This window comes from Chrysiogenes arsenatis DSM 11915 (assembly GCF_000469585.1).
In the GTDB taxonomy this organism is placed as follows: Bacteria; Chrysiogenota; Chrysiogenetes; order Chrysiogenales; family Chrysiogenaceae; genus Chrysiogenes; species Chrysiogenes arsenatis.
Map to the genome: position 1 here is coordinate 335081 of NZ_AWNK01000001.1, position 20360 is coordinate 355440.

Here is a 20360-nt window from a genome sequence, read left to right on the forward strand (position 1 = left end):
AGGTCGATGAACTTTTATTTTAACGCGGAGACCACGGACAGGAAACCTGCGACTGACAACGGCGGCGGCATGGCAGGGTTTCCCATGTGAAATTGTGGTGTAAATAGGGGGAAACCAAATCGTAATCGGCGGCTAGGTGCATCTCTTCACGGCGCCACTCTCCCTCGGGTGGCGTGCGGTACGCTTTCCAACTACCACAAGGCAACTCGCACGCTTGTCCCTGACAAACCGTACGCAAGTTGTGCTCGGGAAAGAAATACACCCACGCCAAACGACGTGAAAAGAGCGCATTGCCCTCCATATCAACACTCAGCACTTTGACGGGTTGCAGCACGCGACGATACATCCCACGCCCCGGATCTTCTGCGACACACTCTTCGAGACGATCGAGCACCCGCATCGTACGATACGGGTCATGAAACGTCATCACCTCGCCGGAAATCATCGTCCCCGCACCCTTCTCACACTGTACCATCCCCGGATATCCCATCGGCAACGCGTACAGTATACCGGCACAAAACGCAGGCTCTACCGTCACCACCTGCTCGCGCAGATAGCGACGAAAGTTGCTGTAACGCGCCATCAAGCTCCCGTAAAAAAAGAAATATGGTGTTTTGGCGGTATCAACCCGCTGAATTTGCGCCCGCTCCTGCCCTTTCGGGAGCAGCGTAGGCCAGAGAAAGGTACCTGGCTCAAAAATTCGCCGTTGCGGTTGACGCCAACGAACAACCAGAACGCGATACCCATCATGCACCTGCTCGGCCACCATTTCGCACTCGCGAAACGGTAGAAAAAAACGGTTCCCCAAACGCTCTAGCGCCGTTTTTTCCCCAGCAATAAGGTACACGCCTCCGTAGCGGAGCAACCGCAATATCTCCCATAACGCTTCGGAAGGGCGCACAAAGGTATGAAAACAATCAACCGCGCAAATCACGTCAAAAGAGCGATCCGCAAAGGGAAGTGGCTGTTGCGGGTAACTACCAGTCGTGAAAAACTCCAACTGTTCAGGATGGGGAAGTATCGTATGCGCGTTCGGAAAAAAATCATCAATCTCCGTCGCCTGTTGTGGACTGAGCGATAATACCTGAAAAATTTCTTCCGGCGCGATCGGCAAAAGTTCAAGGAGTGTTTGTATTCGTACCATGGAGAGAGCATCCTCGCTATCAAGCAGCTCAAAATCACCTTTCACTTGAGCTGCTCGCGTATCATGCGTCTAATCATAGGAATATCTATTGGAAAATGGAAAGGAAAAAGCAGATGCAAAAAAAATTCTCGCAGGTGCTTTGCTCCATAATTTTATCAGAAAAGCACTTACGTTTACCAAGTCAGTATTCAATGCAAGGCGGGCACACGGCTGACACTTTCCCCCCCTTTTCATTTGAGAATTAAAGTGCTATCAGTCTTTCATCGGGTGTCTTGATACCCGTAACGATTTTTGTAAGGAGTTTGCTATGGATTTGGCAACCGGGTTGGCGCATGTCGATTGGTCGCGTCTTCAATTCGCTGTTACCGCCATGTTCCACTTCATCTTTGTTCCATTGACGCTTGGCCTTGCTTTTATTGTAGCGTTCATGGAAACGATTTATGTCAGAACGGGCGATGAGTATTGGAAGCGCGTGACAAAGTTTTGGATGAAGCTTTTTGCCATCAATTTTGTTGTCGGGATCTCAACCGGCCTCATCATGGAATTCCAGTTCGGCATGAACTGGTCAAACTACTCATGGGTCGTTGGCGATGTTTTCGGGGCACCACTGGCGATTGAAGGGATTGTCGCGTTCTTTCTGGAAGCAACGTTTTTTGCAGTCATGTTCTTTGGTTGGGATAAAGTCCGCAAAGGAACACACCTTTTTGCCACATGGATGGTGGCCATCGGCTCCAACCTATCGGCACTCTGGATTTTGATTGCCAATGGCTGGATGCAGTATCCGGTCGGGTCGCACTACAATCCTGACACGGCTCGCCTTGAGATGCTCAACTTCTGGGAAATTCTTTTTTCACCTATGGGAATTATCAAGTTCTTGCACACGGTTGGCAGTGGATACGTCGTGGCGTCACTCTTTGTCGTGACCGTCAGCGCGTGGTATTTGCTGAAAAAGCGCGATACGGTTTTTGCCAAACGGAGCATTGCCGTCGCGGCGGCATTTGGTTTGATCACATCGATTTTCCTTGCGGGAACTGGCGACCAGTCTGGCTACATCATTGCGCAAAAGCAACCAATGAAGCTGGCAGCCATGGAAGGCTTGTACGATGGCGAACGTCAGGCAGGCGTGGTAGCAATGGGCATCCTCCGTCCCAATGTCAAGCCGGGTGACGGGCAAGATCCATTCTGGCTTGAGATTAAAATCCCCTACGCGCTCTCGTTTATGGGATATCGTGACGTGAATGCCTTTGTCCCTGGCATTAACGATTTAGTCTACGGGAATGCGGCGGAAGGGATTATTGGCGCAGGCGAGCTAATGGAACGCGGCGCACTAGCACAAATTGCTCTGGCCGCCTACAAGGAATCGGTCAAAGCTGGCGACCGGGCAGGCAGCGAGTTTCATCGTATGACGGTCGCCGAAAATGCTCCATATATCGGCTACGGTTCACTCGAAAAACCGGAAGATATTGTGCCGCCAGTCGGCATCACTTTTTACAGCTTCCGCATCATGGTAATGCTGGGCATGTTCTTTATCGCCCTTTTTGGCGCGATCCTCTTCCTCTTGCACCGTGGGCAAATCGAAAAATATCCGCCATTTTTGCGCCTCTGTCTGCTCGGGCTCCCACTCGGTTACATTGCCGCTCAGGCAGGCTGGGTGGTCGCAGAAGTGGGGCGTCAACCGTGGGCGGTGCAGGATCTTTTGCCAGTTCACACGGCGGCAACTTCGATTGGTGCAGGAGCCATCCAGATATCATTCTGGATCTTCGTCTTTATCTTTGTTGTGTTTTTCATGGCGGGACTAAAGGTTATGCTTGAACAAATCAAGATTGGCCCAGAAGGGGGAAAATAATGGAACATCTTCTGCTCCAACAATATTGGTGGGTTATTCTTTCGCTCCTCGCGGGTTTGCTGGTATTTATGTTTTTCGTGCAGGGCGGGCAAACACTCCTTTTGACTTTAGCGAAGGGCGAAGAGGAAAAGCAGCTGATTGTAAACTCGCTTGGCCGAAAATGGGAACTGGGCTTTACCACGCTGGTACTCTTTGGTGGTGCCTTTTTCGCTGCGTTCCCACTGTTCTACGCGACCAGCTTTGGCGGCGCGTACTTTGTGTGGATGGCGATCTTGCTCTGCTTTGTACTGCAAGCGGTATCGTATGAATTCCGCAAGAAACCGGGCAATCTCCTTGGCGCGAAAGTCTATGAAGCGTTTTTATTCCTGAATGGTTCGGTCGGCGTTATTCTGATCGGCACCGCTGTTGCTACGCTCTTTAGTGGCGCAGCGTTTTCACTGAATGAATACAATCTTTCGCAATGGCACAACGATTTGCGCGGCCTTGAAGCGGCTTTCAGTCTCTTTAACGTCTCGCTCGGCGTGGCGGTTTTCTTTTTAGGCAGAATGCTCGGTGCCCTGTATTTTATCAACCATATCGACGCTCCCGCGTTGGTTGAGCGTGCGCGCCGTTCGGTCTTAATCAATACCGTTTGCTTCCTCCCCTTTTTCCTCTACTTCGTCGTGGCACTTCTGATGCGTGACGGGTATGCCTACGATCAAGTAACGGGGCTAGTAACACTCGAAAGCTTCAAATATCTGGATAACTTCCTTGCCATGCCGATTGTACTCGCGATGTTTTTGGCTGGTGTCATTTGTGTCCTCTACGCCGTGTACCTCGGTGCTTTTGCCAAATCGAGTGCCGGAATTTGGAGTGGCGGCGTCGGCTCGGTGCTGGTCGTCATGAGTCTTTTCCTAAACGTTGGATTGAACGGCACTGCTTTTTACCCGTCGTACCACGACTTGCAAAGCTCGCTGACTATTGTCAACAGCTCTTCAAGCCACTACACCTTGATGGCCATGACCATCGTATCGATCACCGTGCCGGTTGTGCTGGGCTACATCATTCTGACGTGGAGAGCAATGGATAAAAACAAATTGCACCATGATGAAATTAAAGATTCGAAAGAAGCGTACTAAGGGAGGAAGAACGATGAACGAACAACTCAGCTCTGCGCTGCTGCTCCTTCTCTGGCCACTTGTTATTTTTGTTGGATACAAAGTCAGCGTCTGGAGTTTAACACGGTATACCTCTCAAGAAGATAAAGGGTAACCACCGCACCACATTTGACCACGCACTGATTGCAAACGCTTTCTATGCCGACATAAAAGGCACCCGCCCAGAAATTTCAGGCGGGTGCCTTTTTTTCTTTCGGTTTGATATTAACGCCATCACTATGCTACATTTCGGAATCATTCAGCCTCTGAGGAAACGCATTGAGACCATTAGGAGGAATACGCATGAAAAAATCAAGACCTCTCCTTTTACACCTGTTACTCCTCTGTGTTCTTTTTGGATTTCACCCCGCATTGGCTGCTGGCAACGAAGCGAAAAGTCGCCTTGATATCATCAAGGAAACAAAGCAACTTCGCGTCTGTTTCTGGCCTGACTATTACGGAATATCGTTCTTTGACCGCCGCACACAGACGCTAAACGGAATTGATACCGATATGGCGCGTGAGTTTAGTAAAGACCTCGGTGCAACCGTAGAATTTGTCGAAAGCTCTTTTGCCACACTGATTGACGATCTCCTGCAATCGCGTTGTGATATCGCCATGTTTGGCATTGGCATCACCTCTGCGCGCGCGCAACACCTCCGCTTTACCTCGCCACATATGGCAAGCGATATTTATGCGATTACCACCGCCAGTAACCGCCGCATCCAAACTTGGAACGACATTGATCAACCGGGGCGGATTGTAGCCGTCAGTAAAGGGACGCTACATGAACCCGTGATGCGCGATAAACTGCGACACGCCGAGCTTGCCGTGTATGACTCACCACGCGCCCGTGAAGTAGAAGTGGAAGCAGGTCGCGCCGATGTTTTTATGACCGACTTCCCGTACACACGCCAGATGCTGGCATTTTCCGACTGGGCGCGCCTGATTACTCCGCCTGAACGTTTCCATGTCACGCCGTATGGTTGGGCAATCGCCCCCGGCGATGACCCTTGGTACGAACGCACCGAACGCTTTATGCAGCAAGTAAAGCGAGACGGCAGACTGCAGGCGGCGGCCAGACGCTATGGATTAGAGCCGATATTGGTTCTTGAGTAGTTTATGCTTTGGCGCATTCTCCAACTGCCAGCGAGCCGTATTTTTCTGACGTGCACCCTGATATTTGCGGTGGTGGTATCGGGGATACTTTTTTATGCAATGTCGCGTCTGCGCCAAGAAGCTATCTCCACCAACGTGCAAATCGCCGCCCTGCATGCTCATGCCTTTGAGGATCACCTGACGCAAAACCTTGAAGGGACAGAAAATCTTTTTCGCAATTTCGCCACGTTAATCGACACGAATCCTGACGATACCACGCTCCTTGCTGTATTCCTGGGAGCCCTGCGCAGTGCTCCCTATCTTCGTTCCCTTTCATATCTGAACAGTGATGGCGAAGTGATTATCAGCACCTATACGCCTAATATCGGTTTAAAAGTCGATACTTCCCGTTTTTTCCCTATCCCATTTCACAGCGATACCGTCTTACGCATTGACGTACCTTGGATTGGTCGCGACCTCGCCGGTGCACTGTGGGCAACACCCGAAATGCCCGCCAAAAGTGAAGATTTACTCTTTGTTCCGGTTATTCGAAGTTTTACTATGCGCAATTCCAGCTTCACCCTGCTGGCCAGTTTGAATGTTGATTACTACCTCAATTATTACCTAAAGAACATGGTCGTGTCCGGCGGCGAAGTTTCCATCAAGCGGATGGATGGCATCACGATGTTTTCCACCGATCCCCGCAATCAAGCTGGTGCACACTTTAACAACCATCGCGTGCATCAAAAAATGGCTGTAATGGGAGCAGGAGAATTTATCGATCAACACGATTCTCATGCCGAAAAAATTTACGCTTTTCGCGCCTCGCGCCATTTCCCGCTGGCGGTCATTGTTGATTTTGACCTTGAGGCTATCCTCATTCAATGGCACGCGGAACGGCGACAAGTAGTCGGCATGAGCGCCGGGTTGGCGCTGTTGTGTATTGTTCTCGGGCTGGCACTGGTATATCGCCATCAAAAAATGAAACTCGAACTGGCGGATACTGAAGAAATGGAAGCCAACCTTCGCAAAGGGCTTCTGGAAAGTATCCCTGATGCGATTCTTATGCTCGATGCAAACGGCAACATTATCATGACAAATGAACGGTGGAACAAATTTTGCGAACGCCATATAGCACCACGACCAACACGCTTTGCGATTGGCTGGCCCTACCGGAAAGTTGCCGAAACCCTCTTTGGCGATGCACCTGACTATCAACCATTCATCGTGCAGGTCGATGCGATTATTACGGGCAGCGATGATATCGCAACGAAAGAATTCTCCCTCGGCGCCGACAGCCACACGTTTTACTTCCAGCTGGAAATCCATCCGCTCCATGAATCGAAACGGAACGGTGCAATTGTCGTACAACGTGACATCACCACCCAGCGACGCTCTGATGAGAAGATGAAAACGAATGAAATTCAGTATCGCTCCGTCGTAAATGCCCTTTCAAGCGGGATCATCGTGCAACAGTTCAGCGGCGAAATAACCACGTGCAACTATGCCGCGCGTCAAATACTTGGCATAGAGTGCGCGAACACTATCAGTTGCGGCGCTCCTCACGGATGTTGCCTCAGGGAAATCCTCCAGACAGCGACCACCGAAGATGGTGTGCTTTTGAAGCCCCACCAGTTCCCCAGCCAGAAAACACTCGACACCGGTAAACCACAACGCAACCGTATCTTAAAAGTACAGCGCCATGATGAAGGAATCGTTTGGCTCTTAGTCAATACCGAACCATTGATCCTCAATGACGCAACGCAACCCTTTGCGGTCGTCACGTCGCTAGCCGATATCACTCTCCTAAAAGATCTCGAAAACGAAAAAGAACAACAACAAGCCATCATGATTCAACAGGCAAAACTTGCCGAACTTGGGGGCATGATCGGAGTGATTGCCCACCAATGGAAGCAACCACTCAATGCCATCTCACTACTGACAATGTACCTGCCCACCCTCTACGCCGAAGGGGCGCTCGGCAAAGAAGAGCTTGACGAACACGTCACAGACATGATGGAACAACTGCGCTTTATGAGTCAGACGATTGAAGACTTCCGCAATTTCTACAAACCCTCACTCACCAGCGAAATGTTCGACATTCGCGAAGCCTGTTCTTCCGTACTGAAACTCTGTGAAAGCCAACTGCGGATGATCAGTGCGGATGTCGACGTAGAGCCGGGCTCACCGCTCTATACACCGGGCTATCGCAGTGAATTTCAGCAGGTGATGCTGAACCTCTTTGTCAACTCACGAGATGTATTTACCGAGCGTTCTATCCCGCAAGGACTCGTCAAAGTATCGTTTCAGCAGACAACTCAAGCCACCATTATACGTGTCCACGATAATGGCGGTGGCATTCCTGAGCATTTATTGCCCGATGGGATCTTCCAGCCGTTCGTTTCAACCAAAGGCGAAAAGGGAACTGGTATCGGGCTGGCGGTAAGTCGAAAAATCATTATGGACAAAATGAAAGGGAAAATCTGGGCAGAAAACATTGGTAATGGAGCCTGCTTTACCATCGAACTCCCGCGCGAAACCATCGGCTGAAACACCTAAAGCCGTTAGAGTATTGCCATCGCATCGCCATAACTAAAGAAGCGAAACCGCTGCGCCACCGCATATTCATACGCACGTTTGATGTGCTCTTTGCCATGAAACGCACTGACCAGTAAAATTAACGTGGAATCGGGCAAATGGAAATTCGTTATCATCTGATCGACAACACGAAAGTGATACCCCGGGTAGATAAAGATTTCGGTTCGCCCATTCGGAGCCAATCTGTCCGGCACGGCAAAGCAACTTTCGAGGGCACGCACCACCGTTGTGCCAACCGCAATCACGCGACCGCCTTGCGCCTTCACTTCTCTGATCGCATCAATTGTCGCCGCTGGAACGTCATAATATTCGGCATGCATGGTGTGCTCGCGTATATTTTCCACCTTGATCGGCAGAAATGTCCCCAGGCCAACGTGTAACGTCGTGAACGCGACGCGAATGCCGCGCGCCTGCATCCGTTCCATAATCTCTGGCGTAAAGTGGAGCGATGCCGTTGGTGCCGCCACTGCCCCCTCGTGACGCGCAAAAAGCGACTGATAGCGCTCTTGATCGTGCTGATTCGCAGCGCGCCGAATATAAGGCGGCAGCGGAATCGATCCACACTGCAAAAGTTGCGCGTCGTCAGCATCGAAATGAACGACTTTGGTTTGCCCTTCATCCGCCGTCACTTCCCCGCGAACCTCGCCCTGCTCACCAAAGTGCAGGAGCGTACCGACTCGGATATGCTTGCCACGAACCAGCACCTGCCACGTACCCGCCGCGCGTTTTTCCAGCAGAAACACTTCGACAGCGCCACCCGTTGTTTTCTTTCCTTGCAGACGTGCCGGAATCACCCGTGTGTCGTTGAATACCAGCAGGTCACCCGCCTGTACATAGTTAGGAAGCTGCCGAAAAGTCGTTGCCTCGCAGGAGAGTGCTCCCCGCCGACACACGAGCAACCGACTCTGGTCGCGCTGTGCCAGCGGTTCTTGCGCAATAAGCTCCGTAGGAATGGTGATATGAAAATCAGAAAGAAGCACCGTTACCGACCAAGACAAACGCCCATGGCTTCAGCGGTGTGCACCAACTGCCCATCGGGATCAACGAATTTAAGCTGCTCAATTGCCTGTTCAAATGTGACTGAGGTGATATCGTTACCGCGCAGCGCAACCATCCGGCCAAATTGACCATTGTGAATCAACTCTACCGCTTCGACCCCAAAACGGGTGGAAAGGATGCGATCGTAGGCCGTTGGCGAGCCACCACGTTGCACATGTCCGAGCACGGTTGTGCGCACTTCCGCACCGGTCAATTGTTCAATCTCTTCGGCCACTTTTTGCCCAACACCACCGAGTCGTTCAACGATACCCTGTTTTTTTCCAAGTGTAGTTACCGTTCCCTCCATCGGCTTCGCCCCTTCGGCCACAACGATAATCGTAAACCCTTCTCGTGCCATACGCCGCTTCACAACGCGACACACCGCATCAATATCGTACGGAATTTCAGGAATCAAAATAACTTCGGCGCCACCAGCTATGCCACTATGCAGGGCAATCCAACCGGCATAACGCCCCATGAGCTCAAGTACCATGACGCGATGATGACTTTGCGCCGTGGTCTGGAGGCGATCCAACGCGTCGGTAGCAATCGAAACCGCTGTATCAAAACCAAACGTGACATCGGTCGAAAGCAGATCGTTATCAATCGTTTTTGGGACGCCAACAATCGGAATCCCCTTTTTGTAGAGTTCATTCATGATGGCCATCGTGCCATCGCCACCAATTCCGACAACGGCGTCGATCTTTTCGCGACGGATATTTTCGATCACCTCGTCAGACATATCGTGAACAACGTCTTTCCCATCAACTTTTTTGACAACACTAAACGGATTCCCCGTATTCGTTGTCCCAAGGATGGTTCCGCCCTGACGAATCAGGCCGCCAACATTGTGACGGCTGAGCGGGATCAGTTTGGTTGAATCGCCACTCACGCCGCGTAAACCATCTTTAATACCAACCACTTCCCAGCCATACTTTTGATCAGCAGCACGCACAACCGCACGAATAACCGCATTTAATCCGGGACAATCTCCCCCACCGGTCGAAATAGCAATCTTGCGAATTTCAATTCCCATACATCCTCCTCGAAGCATCTGGATCCATTTCGCGTCTGGCAAGAGCGGAAACACACTTTTTATCTGCGTTAATACTATACGAAGCACGGTATCACAGCAACAGATGAGCAAAGATATTACGATAATTTTTCACGGCTTAAGGTGGTAGATGGCACGTGACATGCAAGGTAAGGCACAGATACTGTTTCTGAGGAGGATACATTATGAAAATACTTCCCATCTTACTGGCGAGCATCGCCGTCGGCATTGCCGGTTGTGGCGCACGTTCGCAACACCCCATCCCTGATTTGGGATATATCGAGGATTACAATGTTCGAGATGAAAATCGCGCCCGTGAGACTGGTAGCTTATGGGAAGATTCGCAAACGACGAGCATCTATTTTCTTGATAAAAAAGCACGACGCGTCAACGACATTATCACCGTGCGCATTGTCGAATCAAGCTCTGCTTCCAACAGCGGCACCACCTCTACTTCCCGTTCTAGCAACGTTAATATGGGTGTAGACACCTTCTTGGGTCAGGAAGACACCCTCTTTGGCGCCAGTAAAGCAATTGGCAAAGTAACAGGTGCGGCCTTCACGCCATCGGTCGGCGCTTCATCCAATAACAGCTTTAGTGGTGCGGGAGCCAAACAAAAATCAGATACCATCACCGCTACCATTTCCGCACGTGTGGTTAAAGTACTCAGCAATGGCAATCTTGCCGTACGCGGCAAACGAGAGCTGGTCATAGATGACGAAAAACAAACCATTTATATTAGCGGCATTGTCAGACCAGAAGACGTTGACGCGCAGAACACCATCCCTTCAACCCTGCTGGCCGACGCACAGATCATGTATACCGGCAGTGGATCAATTGCCACTTCGCAACGCAAAGGGTGGGCAACCCAGTTGGTCGAATACGTTTGGCCGTTTTAATTTCATCGGGTAAGGAGTGCGAAATATGCGACACGCGTACCATGCGATAATTTTTCTGATACTGTTGATTTTTCCGATCGCTCACGCTGCAATGCCGTCGGTTGCGATTAAGGATCTCACTGACATTCAAGGCGTCCGCTCCAACCAACTTATCGGATACGGACTGGTTGTTGGGCTTGACGGCACGGGTGATGGTAACGGAACGGGATTTACCACACAGAGTTTAACTAACATGCTGAGCCGTATGGGCATTACCTCTGATGCCAATGAGGTAAAAGTCAAAAACGTTGCTTCGGTGATGGTAACGGCTTCGCTCCCGCCCTTTGTCCGCCCGGGCGCAAAGATAGATATTACGGTTTCATCACTGGGCGATGCAACGAGCCTAGAAGGAGGCACATTGCTGCTGACACCACTGAGCGCTCCGAATGGTGAAGTATTTGCCGTCGCCCAGGGACAAATTACCATTGGTGGCTTTAACGCTGGTGGCGGTGGTGGTGGCGCCCAGAAAAATCATAGCACCTCCGGTCGTATCAGCAATGGCGCGCTCGTGGAGCGTGAGCTGGGATTTGAACTTACTGGTCGCGAATCGATTACGTTACTCCTGAAACAACCGGACTTCACCACAGCCGATAATATTCGTCGCGCCATCGAAAGTGTCTATGGCTTCGGCGTTGCCCAGACGAACTCATCTGGCGCTATCGATGTTATTATTCCAGCAAATCATCAACGTGACATTACCGGCTTTATTGCAGGGATGACCAATCTGCAAGTCGATCGGGGGAATTCGGGCAAGATCGTGATTAACGAAAAAACCGGTACGATCGTTGTAGGGGCAGATGTCCGTATCGGGCCAGTTGCTATCAGCCATGGGAATCTGAATGTACAAATCGCCCCTCCCGTGAACGAGGATGGCGAACCGGTAGGTGCCGGAAGGAATGATCGGCTAATTATGATGGATGGCAACGTGGGGATTGGTGCGGTGGTCGAAGCACTGAACCGCATGGGCGTTTCGCCACGCGACCTGATTGCAATCATCCAAGCGATTAAGCATGCGGGCGCACTCAGCGGTGAACTCGAGTTCATTTAACAGCAACACAAGAATCGATTCACGAACCATTGCCCGAAACAACCCGCTTGTTTCGGGCTTTCTCTTCGTGCAACAGTTGCTTTTTTCCCAAAAATTCCTTTCTTTTCCACGCACTTTTGTTTATCATCCGCCCACAACACCATCACGCATACATGCGCGTTCCGGCGCATATCAAGGAGGTCGTATGGTAACGCACAAATGGCTCCCCCAGTGGGGGGATAGGCTTACAACCAATCTGACACAGGTCACACGATGAAACAACCACTCTGGGGCATTGCTCGTGAAGGATATTCACTCATTTTGATTCCACTCGCACTGGGGATACTTGCCAGCGCATTTGGCTATAAAGTGACATCAACGGCGCTTATCGCTACGGGGCTTTTTTGCCTCTTCTTTTTTCGTGATCCGGAGCGGCGCGGTTCATTTACGGCGCAGCAAATTGTTTCTCCCGCCGACGGAAAAGTGATCGCCATAAAACGGCACGCCACCCATCCCGTAGGACAACAAGCACCGGAAAGCGAAAAAGATCAGGAGTGGCTGCAAGTCTGCATTTTCTTGAACATTTTTAACGTCCATGTCAATCGCTCCCCTTTTGCGGGAAAAATTGTCCAGTATCAGTACCGCCCAGGGCGGTTTCATGCGGCGGATAAAGACGAGGCGGCACTCGAAAACGAGCACAACCTTGTTGCCGTACAAACCGACTTTGGCCCGCTCGTTTACTTTAAACAAATTGCCGGACTCGTCGCACGGCGTGTGGTGTTTTGGGGCAAGAACGGAGATCGGTTGGAGCCAGGGATGCGCATTGGTCTGATGAAATTCAGTTCGCGCATGGATCTTTTCCTGCCAGTCGATACCGTTCTTTCAGTCAAGGAAGGCGATAAAGTAGTCGCTGGCAAAACCGTATTGGGAGAATTTCATGCATAAAGGGATCTACATAATCCCAAATATGATCACCCTCGGGGGGCTCTTTTTTGGCTTTTATTCGATCATCGCTTCGGTGCGTGGCGACTTTAGTGTGGCCGCGTTTGCCATTCTGGCCGCCGCCATCTGCGACATGCTTGACGGAAAAATCGCCCGCCTCATAAAAGCCGACAGTAAATTTGGCATGGAACTCGATTCCCTGGTTGATTTGGTGGCTTTTGGCGTCGCTCCGGCAATCCTGATCTACATGTGGGATTTGCAGCAATATGGCCGCGTTGGCTGGATGGCCGCATTCCTCTATGTCGCATGTGGTGCGTTGCGTCTGGCGCGGTTTAATATTCAGAGTTCGGGGCTTTCGCGGTATTTCAACGGCCTCCCGATTCCCGCCGCAGCAGGGATCGTCTGTTCGTACGTTATTTTCCAAGAGCACTATTTCCTCGACTACTCTTCTCCCATACTGGTAGCCGCCCTTGGGTATACCCTCGCATTTTTGATGGTCAGTAATGTAAAGTACTATTCTTTCAAGGATATGAGCATTTTCCGCCGCAAACCGTTCAACATACTCGTTATGGTGTTGCTCGTGTTTGTCCTCGTCGGTTCGTACCCTGAACTAATGATTTTTGTCCTCGCTGCCGCCTATGGCCTCAGCGGAATAGTCGGGCTGATTTTTCAGGTCGGCACTCATCACCCTGTAACCAAACATGAGGAAAACGAATATGAACAGAAAAATACTCGTCTTTGATACCACCTTGCGCGACGGCGAGCAGTCGCCGGGCTGTTCGATGAATATTGAAGAAAAAGTTGCCTTGGCGAAACAATTAGAAAAATTGAATGTCGACGTTATTGAAGCCGGCTTCCCAATTGCTTCTATCGGCGACTTTGAAGCGGTTAAAGCCGTTGCCGAAGCCGTGTCGCGCCCTATCGTTGCCGGGCTTTCCCGCGCCAATGAAAAAGATATTTATCGCTGTTATGAGGCCGTTCAACACGCCAAGCAAGGGCGCATTCATACGTTCCTTGCGACCAGCGACATTCACTTGCAAGCCAAGCTAAAAATGAGCCGTGAACAGGCGCTGGAACGGGCGATTTCGGCGGTGAAGTACGCCAGAAACTTGATTGATGACGTCGAATTTTCGCTGGAAGACGCTGGCCGTACCGACCGCGATTATATGTGTCAAGTGGTTGAAGCGTTGATCAACGCCGGTGCGCGCACGATCAATCTGCCCGATACCGTTGGCTACACGATCCCGTCTGAGTTTTACGATATGATCACCTCGGTCATGAACCGCGTGCCAAATATCGACAAAGCGGTTATCAGCCTGCACTGCCACAACGACCTTGGCTTAGCCGTCGCCAACTCGCTGGCAGGCATTCAGGCCGGTGCTGGTCAGGTTGAATGCACCATCAATGGGATTGGCGAACGGGCGGGGAATGCCTCACTGGAAGAAATAGTGATGTCACTGAAAACACGCGCACCGTATTTTGGTGTCGATACAGGTATCGTGACAGAGGAAATCTACCGCACAAGCAAGCTGCTCAGCTCCATTATCGGCGTCGATGTGCAGCCCAATAAAGCCGTTGTCGGCAAGAATGCCTTCGCGCACGAAGCGGGAATTCACCAGCACGGCATGCTGGAAGATAAGCGGACGTATGAAATTATGACGCCCGAATCTATCGGGTTGCCGAAAAACGAGCTCGTACTTGGCAAACATTCAGGCCGCCATGCCTTTAAAGCGCGTTTGGAAGAGATGGGCTACACCATTGACGACGAGCAACTGCAAGCCGCCTTTGTCAAGTTCAAGGATTTGGCCGACCGCAAGAAAGAGGTCTTCGACGAAGATCTAGAACTGATCGTGAACGAAGGGCTGAAAGAATATAAAAGCGGGTATACGTTGGCGTATGTCGGCACCACCGCCGGTTCTTCGATCATCCCCACCTCCTGCGTCACCATCATTGCGCAAGGGGAAAATGGTGAAACGTCTATTACCGAAACCGCCATCGGCGACGGCCCCGTCGAAGCGTCCTACCACGCGATCAACAAAGCGACGGGACTACCCGGCAAACTGATTGAATATCAAGTAAAAGCCGTTTCAAAAGGTGAAGACGCTGTTGGCGATGTCACCGTAAAGATTCAGTTTGAAGGGCTTGATCGCTTAGTGACCGGCAAAGGAGCCAGCACCGACGTTCTGCATGGCAGTGCGCTGGCGTATATTGACGCGGTCAACAAAGCAAAAGTTCGCCTTGATATGAAAAAGCACGATGCTGGACAAGAGGTTATCCGCGAGCGGATTTAAGCATTTTGAGCATAAACCGTCATTCTGCGGATCGGCAGAATGGCGGTTTTTTTATTTCCCCTGAAAATGGAGCCTAACGATGCGCGCCGTATTTGTAGCGATAACTCAGACTTTTCGTGATGCCGTCAGCATCAGCAAAATTTTATTTAAAATCCTGATCCCCGTTGTCATCATCATGAAAGTGCTCACCGAACTCGGCTTGGTTACTTGGCTCGGGACACTCTTCAGCCCATTTATGGCACTCGCAGGATTACCAGGAAATCTTGGCATTGTCTTTGTCACCGCGCTGCTAACCAACCTGTACGGCGGCATTATCGCCTTTGTCACCATCTTTCCAGAAACCCCGCTGACCGTAGCGCAGGTGACGGTAATTGCCACGATGATGCTTGTCGCTCATAATTTTCCCGTCGAACTGGCCGTCGCACGCAAAGCAGGGATGCGCGTGACACTCCATCTGCTCGTCCGACTTATCGGCGCCTTTCTCCTCGGCGCGCTGCTCTTTTACACGTATAAATGGGGTGGTTGGCTGCAACAACCGGCAACATTACTTTGGACACCACCCACCACTGATGTGGGCTTATTGCATTGGGCATGGGGTGAACTGCAGAAACTCGCTGTGATTTTCGGTATCGTGTTCGCGATGCTCCTTGGCATGCGCCTGCTGAAATACGCACGCATTAACGACGGTATTGAATGGCTGCTACGCCCAATCCTGCGCCCCGTTGGCATCGGGCGCGAAGCCACCAGCGTGACGCTGATCGGCATGATGCTTGGGCTGGCGTATGGCGGCGGACTTATTATCCGCGAAGCGCAATCGGGCAATCTGCCTGACCGCGACATCTTTGCGTCAATCACCCTCATGGGGCTCACCCACAGCGTTATCGAAGACACTCTGCTGATGATGCTGATTGGCGGCCACCTCTCCGGTTTACTGTGGGGACGCATCGCTTTTTCGCTGATCGCCGCGTACCTGATTATGCGCTTCCTCCGCGCTATTCCTACCACCTATTTTTACCGCTACGCCTTTCACGAGAAGTAGATGGAAGAATCGTGCCGCGCCCCATTCCAAACCGTGTGCCGCGCTCTTGCCCGCCGCGATTACCATAGTGCCGAACTGCGACAAAAACTCCGGCAAAAAGAGTACGATGAACAAACTATAGATACCGTGCTGGAAGAAGCCGAACGCCTCCAGTTACTTGACGACAAGCGGTTTTTACAGGGATTCCTGCGCATGGAACTCCAGCGTGGTCACGGCTGGTGGTATATCAGCAGCAAACTACGTGGGCGCGGCATCGACACTGCGATTGACGCAGACACGTACGACGAAATACTGGAAAACGCTCTCCCCGAAATCGTCCGCCGCCTTGAGCGCTGGGCAGGTGGCAAAGAGCACCTGATAACCGATGCAAACTCACGGCGGCGTGTCTATGGCGATGTTCTCCTCAAACGCGGATTTCGCAGTGGGGATATAGAAGCCATACTAGGATATGAGGAATGTGAGTAAGACCACAGGTACCTCAACGCCTACCGGAATTTTTTTGACGATAAAATATCACAGGCCTCTGTACGCATGAGCACGTTGAGCGTATAAACATCAAGATGCATACAATATCTCACCAGAGACATGACAAGAGAACCAATAATTTTTGTAAGGGGAAAGAATGGCAAGAGCGGATTTATTAATTCGACTTGTCCAATCCGGTATACGGGGTGACAAGGCCAGTTTTAGAAAGGTCGTCGAGGCTATTGTCGCCGAAGAGCGAGCCAAACAGCACAAGGTGCTCGCCGAGAAGCTTGAAGAGATGCTCAATGCAGCGCCGATTGAGCGACCCACAACTAATGGCGGCGGCTCTATGCTGGATCAGCGGATGGGTAACCTGTTCCATGATGTTATGCCCCAGCGAAAGCTGTCCGATCTCATCCTTCCTGATGAAATACAACAGATTTGCCAGGGTCTGATCCAGGAACAGCACCGAACCGATTTGCTCAGATCCTACAACTTGGAACCTCGCAACCGCGTACTTCTCATCGGACCGCCGGGCAATGGCAAGACGTCGTTGGCCGAGGCCATTGCAGAAGCACTGGTAGTTCCACTGCTTGTGGTTCGCTATGAGAGCGTCGTCGGTACATACCTGGGCGAGACCGCTGTCCGCCTGAAAAAACTGTTTGAGTATGCCTCCACTCGGAAATGCGTCCTCTTTTTCGACGAGTTTGAAACCCTCGGCAAGGAGCGTGGTGATCTGCACGAAACCGGTGAGATCAAGCGCGTGGTGAGTTCGCTGCTCATGCAGATCGACAACCTGCCGAGCCATGTCATGGTCATCGGGGCAACCAACCATCCGGAACTGCTAGACCGGGCTGTATGGCGGCGCTTCCAGATCCGCATGACGCTGCCCGGCCCGACCCGTGCTCGCCTGACAGAGTGGTTCGAAAAATTCGAGCGCCGGATCAATATCCCTTTAGGATACGCGCCTAGCACTTTGGCCAAACGTCTCCAGGAATCGAATTTCGCGGAAGTCGAAGAGTTCGGTACGACCGTGTTCCGGCAGTATGTGCTCGAACAACCGAACGCCGACATGAAGGATATCGTATCCAAAACCCTCCAGAGCTGGTCTGCTAGGTCAGTCACCGTAGCGCAACAGGACAAACCGGAGGTGAAGGATGCCTGAACGCCCACTGCTCCTTTTTCCAACGCCCCAAGTGGCGGACAGAACAAAACTTCCACCACCTCGCGGACGTATTCATAAACCGAATGTTTTCAGGCAAGGTCAACGCCTTTTACCTATGTTCAACCAATTGCAGGCAGCTTTTGAGACCCGCAGGGTAGAACTTCAGCAAAACACGGCAGGCATTGATCCTGAGCAAGTGTTAGTCATTAAAACCATTGGTAGCGTGGAACACTTTGCCAATGCAGTGAAACGTATCGAGGGACTCGAATGGATGGGTGAACTCGAGAGCGACGAGATTGCACCCGACCAAGATTTTTTTGATGTGAATAACCCTGAAAAGGAACTGAATGGGCGTCTGTATCTGGTAATGACCAATCAGCGAGCCCTCGACGAGATGCTGTCCCTGTGGCGACGCTACCAGACTGATCCAAACATGCAGTTCGAGCGTGGCCTTACCAAGTTCCGCGACGTGTTCCTACACTTGAAAAGCATCCGTCGGTGGGATGTTCAGGACAGACTTTTTGAAACCGGCGTGATTGATATCTGGCAGGAGGATCTTGAATACGACGGTGATCGGGTCATTCCGTTTGAGGCTGAGCTTTGGTTTCGTGGAAGCAACGAGCTTCGCGCAGTTAGCGCAAGTCAAATCACGAACCTCGTTCAGCAAGCGGGCGGTCGAATACTGAACCAGTCAGTAATTGAGGGGATCGCCTACCATGGACTCCTAGCCGAACTACCGGCGCATGCCATCCGAGATATCGTGGAGAATCCAACAACTGAACTGGTTAAATGTGAGAACGTCATGTTCTTCAGGCCTGTTGGACAAATGGTAGTCGGAGACAAATCTCCAGAAAGTGATCAGGAAATCTCCCAGATTGAAGAAATACCCATGCCCACTGGTGATCCTGTTATAGCACTTTTGGATGGGGTTCCGCTGGCTAATCACAGTTTATTGGCGGGTCGTTTGATTATTGACGATCCAGATAACTGGGAAAATGATTATACAGCCTCGGAGCGGGTTCATGGAAGCTCAATGGCATCACTCATTGTCCATGGCGACCTGAATCGGTCTCAGCCTCCTCTATCTAGGCTCGTTTATGTTCGACCTATCATGAAGCCATGGCCTCACTCACGCACTCTACAAGAAGCAATTCCAGAAAATTGTCTTGCGGTCGATCTTATCCATAGAGCGGTAAAGCGAATATTCGAGGGTGATCAGGGGGAAGGACCGGTAGCTCCTCGAATTAAAATAATCAACTTGTCAATCGGTGACCGAGCCCGCCAATTCACACAGTCTATGAGCCCGATTGCCAGATTACTGGACTGGTTGAGCGTGAAGTATGGCGTGCTGTTTGTCGTTAGTGCCGGGAATCATCCAACAACAATTTCCTTGGGCGTATCTCGGGAAGAATTCGACTCATTTCAGACTGACGAATTTGAAGCGGCAACAATCAAAGCCCTGTACAGGGACGCCCGGAACAGGAAGCTTCTTTCGCCAGCCGAAACGATTAACGGCATCAGCGTTGGGGCAGTACATTTAGATGAGGCACAAGTTGCTTACCAGGGAAATAGGATAGACCCATTTGGGCGTCCGTTACCCAGTCCCGTTTCAGCATTTGGCAGCGGTTATCGACGTGCAATAAAACCTGACGTTATTTTCTACGGCGGGAGACAGTTGTACCGGTTGCCTTTACAGCCAACCGACCCCGTAACCATTGAGCCCGCGATTTTTCGCACAACCCCTGGAAACAAAGTCGCCTCACCCGGAAGCCTTGCTGGTGAACAAAACGCCACCTCCTACAGTTGTGGAACGAGCAATGCGACTGCTTTGATCAGCAGAGCCGCTGGCATTTGTTACGACTCTCTGCAGCAGATCTTCAATGAGCACGCGGCCGAAGTCGATCCATCCAATTATGAAGTTCCCCTATTGAAGGCGATGTTGGTTCATGGTTGCTCGTGGGGCGATGTAGGTTCACGAATTTCCGAGGTGCTTCGTACTCCTGAAAACGGCCGCCAGCTCAGTGGGCTGATTAGCCGGTGGATCGGTTATGGCATACCGGTGGTGGACCGTGTTCTGGATTGCACAGAACAACGAGCAACAGTCTTGGGCTTCGGGCAGCTTTCCGATGGTGAAGCTCACGTTTTCAGCCTGCCTCTACCTCCATCGCTGGGATCGCGCCCTGAGTGGCGACGCCTGACCGTCACCTTGGCTTGGTTGTCCCCAATCTCGGCAAGCACTCAAAAATATCGCACTGCAAGCCTTTGGTTTGAAATGAACAACAACGGCTTAGCTCCAACTCGAAGTGATGCCGATTGGCGAGCAGTGCGGCGCGGAACAGTCCAACACGAAGTGTTCGAAGGCCAGAGAGCGGAGCCGTTCATCGACGGGGAAGTTATCGAAATCAAAGTGAACTGCCGTGAAGACGCCGGGAAAATCCAGAACCCTGTTGCGTATGGATTGGCCGTGTCATTGGAGGTAGCCGAGGGCCTCGATATCGCTGTTTACAACGAAATCAGAACTCGCATTGCACCTGCGATTCAGATTCAGCAGGCAACAGATCAAGGTAGAAGGTAATTAG

General features: G+C 51.3%; 16 protein-coding genes. 13 read left to right on the forward strand and 3 right to left on the reverse strand.

The window, feature by feature from the left end:
- Positions 1–19: 19 nt before the first annotated feature.
- The gene (locus P304_RS15855; RefSeq protein ID WP_152514458.1) at positions 20–1144 is read right to left on the reverse strand and encodes a gamma-glutamylcyclotransferase; all 1125 of its coding nucleotides are present in this window, start codon (positions 1142–1144) and stop codon (positions 20–22) included.
- Between the two features lie 307 nt (positions 1145–1451).
- On the opposite strand from P304_RS15855, the gene P304_RS0101560 reads away from it, so the two are divergent.
- The 4 genes from P304_RS0101560 (at position 1452) to P304_RS15860 (ending at position 7774) form a co-directional block, all read left to right on the forward strand.
- Complete coding sequence (locus P304_RS0101560) at positions 1452–2990, forward strand: cytochrome ubiquinol oxidase subunit I (RefSeq protein ID WP_027389113.1); 1539 nt, start codon at positions 1452–1454, stop codon at positions 2988–2990.
- Positions 2990–4108: a cytochrome d ubiquinol oxidase subunit II gene (gene cydB / locus P304_RS0101565; RefSeq protein WP_034763505.1), complete on the forward strand. Its 1119-nt coding sequence runs from the start codon at positions 2990–2992 to the stop codon at positions 4106–4108. Before P304_RS0101560 ends, cydB begins: the two co-directional genes overlap by 1 nt.
- Before the next feature lie 321 nt (positions 4109–4429).
- Positions 4430–5245, forward strand: a complete 816-nt coding sequence (locus P304_RS0101575) for a substrate-binding periplasmic protein (RefSeq protein WP_027389115.1) — start codon at positions 4430–4432, stop codon at positions 5243–5245.
- 3 nt (positions 5246–5248) lie between these two features.
- Positions 5249–7774 carry an ATP-binding protein gene (locus P304_RS15860; protein WP_051321303.1) on the forward strand — a complete coding sequence of 842 codons (2526 nt, stop codon included), beginning with the start codon at positions 5249–5251 and terminating at the stop codon, positions 7772–7774.
- A gap of 14 nt (positions 7775–7788) precedes the next feature.
- Here P304_RS15860 and queA read toward each other — a convergent pair whose 3' ends face one another.
- Together queA and P304_RS0101590 are read right to left on the reverse strand one after the other, a co-directional pair.
- Complete coding sequence (queA, locus tag P304_RS0101585) at positions 7789–8802, reverse strand: tRNA preQ1(34) S-adenosylmethionine ribosyltransferase-isomerase QueA (RefSeq protein ID WP_027389116.1); 1014 nt, start codon at positions 8800–8802, stop codon at positions 7789–7791.
- Positions 8803–8804: 2 nt separating this feature from the next.
- The gene (locus tag P304_RS0101590) at positions 8805–9896 is read right to left on the reverse strand and encodes a 6-phosphofructokinase (RefSeq protein WP_027389117.1); all 1092 of its coding nucleotides are present in this window, start codon (positions 9894–9896) and stop codon (positions 8805–8807) included.
- 203 nt (positions 9897–10099) lie between these two features.
- On the opposite strand from P304_RS0101590, the gene P304_RS0101595 reads away from it, so the two are divergent.
- The 9 genes from P304_RS0101595 to P304_RS0101640 all read left to right on the forward strand — a co-directional run bounded on the left by P304_RS0101595 (position 10100) and on the right by P304_RS0101640 (position 20356).
- On the forward strand, positions 10100–10813 hold the full coding sequence (locus P304_RS0101595; RefSeq protein ID WP_034763508.1) for a flagellar basal body L-ring protein FlgH: 714 nt from the start codon (positions 10100–10102) through the stop codon (positions 10811–10813).
- Between the two features lie 25 nt (positions 10814–10838).
- The gene (locus P304_RS0101600; RefSeq protein WP_027389119.1) at positions 10839–11900 is read left to right on the forward strand and encodes a flagellar basal body P-ring protein FlgI; all 1062 of its coding nucleotides are present in this window, start codon (positions 10839–10841) and stop codon (positions 11898–11900) included.
- 252 nt (positions 11901–12152) lie between these two features.
- Positions 12153–12824 (forward strand): phosphatidylserine decarboxylase, encoded by a 672-nt coding sequence (locus tag P304_RS0101610; protein WP_027389120.1) that lies wholly within the window; start codon positions 12153–12155, stop codon positions 12822–12824.
- Positions 12817–13563, forward strand: a complete 747-nt coding sequence (gene pssA / locus P304_RS13430) for a CDP-diacylglycerol--serine O-phosphatidyltransferase (RefSeq protein WP_034763510.1) — start codon at positions 12817–12819, stop codon at positions 13561–13563. Before P304_RS0101610 ends, pssA begins: the two co-directional genes overlap by 8 nt.
- On the forward strand, positions 13538–15112 hold the full coding sequence (locus P304_RS13435; RefSeq protein WP_034763513.1) for a 2-isopropylmalate synthase: 1575 nt from the start codon (positions 13538–13540) through the stop codon (positions 15110–15112). The genes pssA and P304_RS13435 overlap by 26 nt, the downstream gene beginning before the upstream one ends.
- A gap of 79 nt (positions 15113–15191) precedes the next feature.
- On the forward strand, positions 15192–16151 hold the full coding sequence (locus P304_RS13440; RefSeq protein WP_034763516.1) for a nucleoside recognition domain-containing protein: 960 nt from the start codon (positions 15192–15194) through the stop codon (positions 16149–16151).
- Positions 16152–16616 carry a regulatory protein RecX gene (locus P304_RS15865; RefSeq protein WP_051321304.1) on the forward strand — a complete coding sequence of 155 codons (465 nt, stop codon included), beginning with the start codon at positions 16152–16154 and terminating at the stop codon, positions 16614–16616.
- 157 nt (positions 16617–16773) lie between these two features.
- Positions 16774–17781 carry an AAA family ATPase gene (locus P304_RS0101635; RefSeq protein ID WP_027389121.1) on the forward strand — a complete coding sequence of 336 codons (1008 nt, stop codon included), beginning with the start codon at positions 16774–16776 and terminating at the stop codon, positions 17779–17781.
- Positions 17774–20356, forward strand: a complete 2583-nt coding sequence (locus tag P304_RS0101640) for a S8 family peptidase (RefSeq protein WP_027389122.1) — start codon at positions 17774–17776, stop codon at positions 20354–20356. Before P304_RS0101635 ends, P304_RS0101640 begins: the two co-directional genes overlap by 8 nt.
- Positions 20357–20360: the final 4 nt, after the last annotated feature.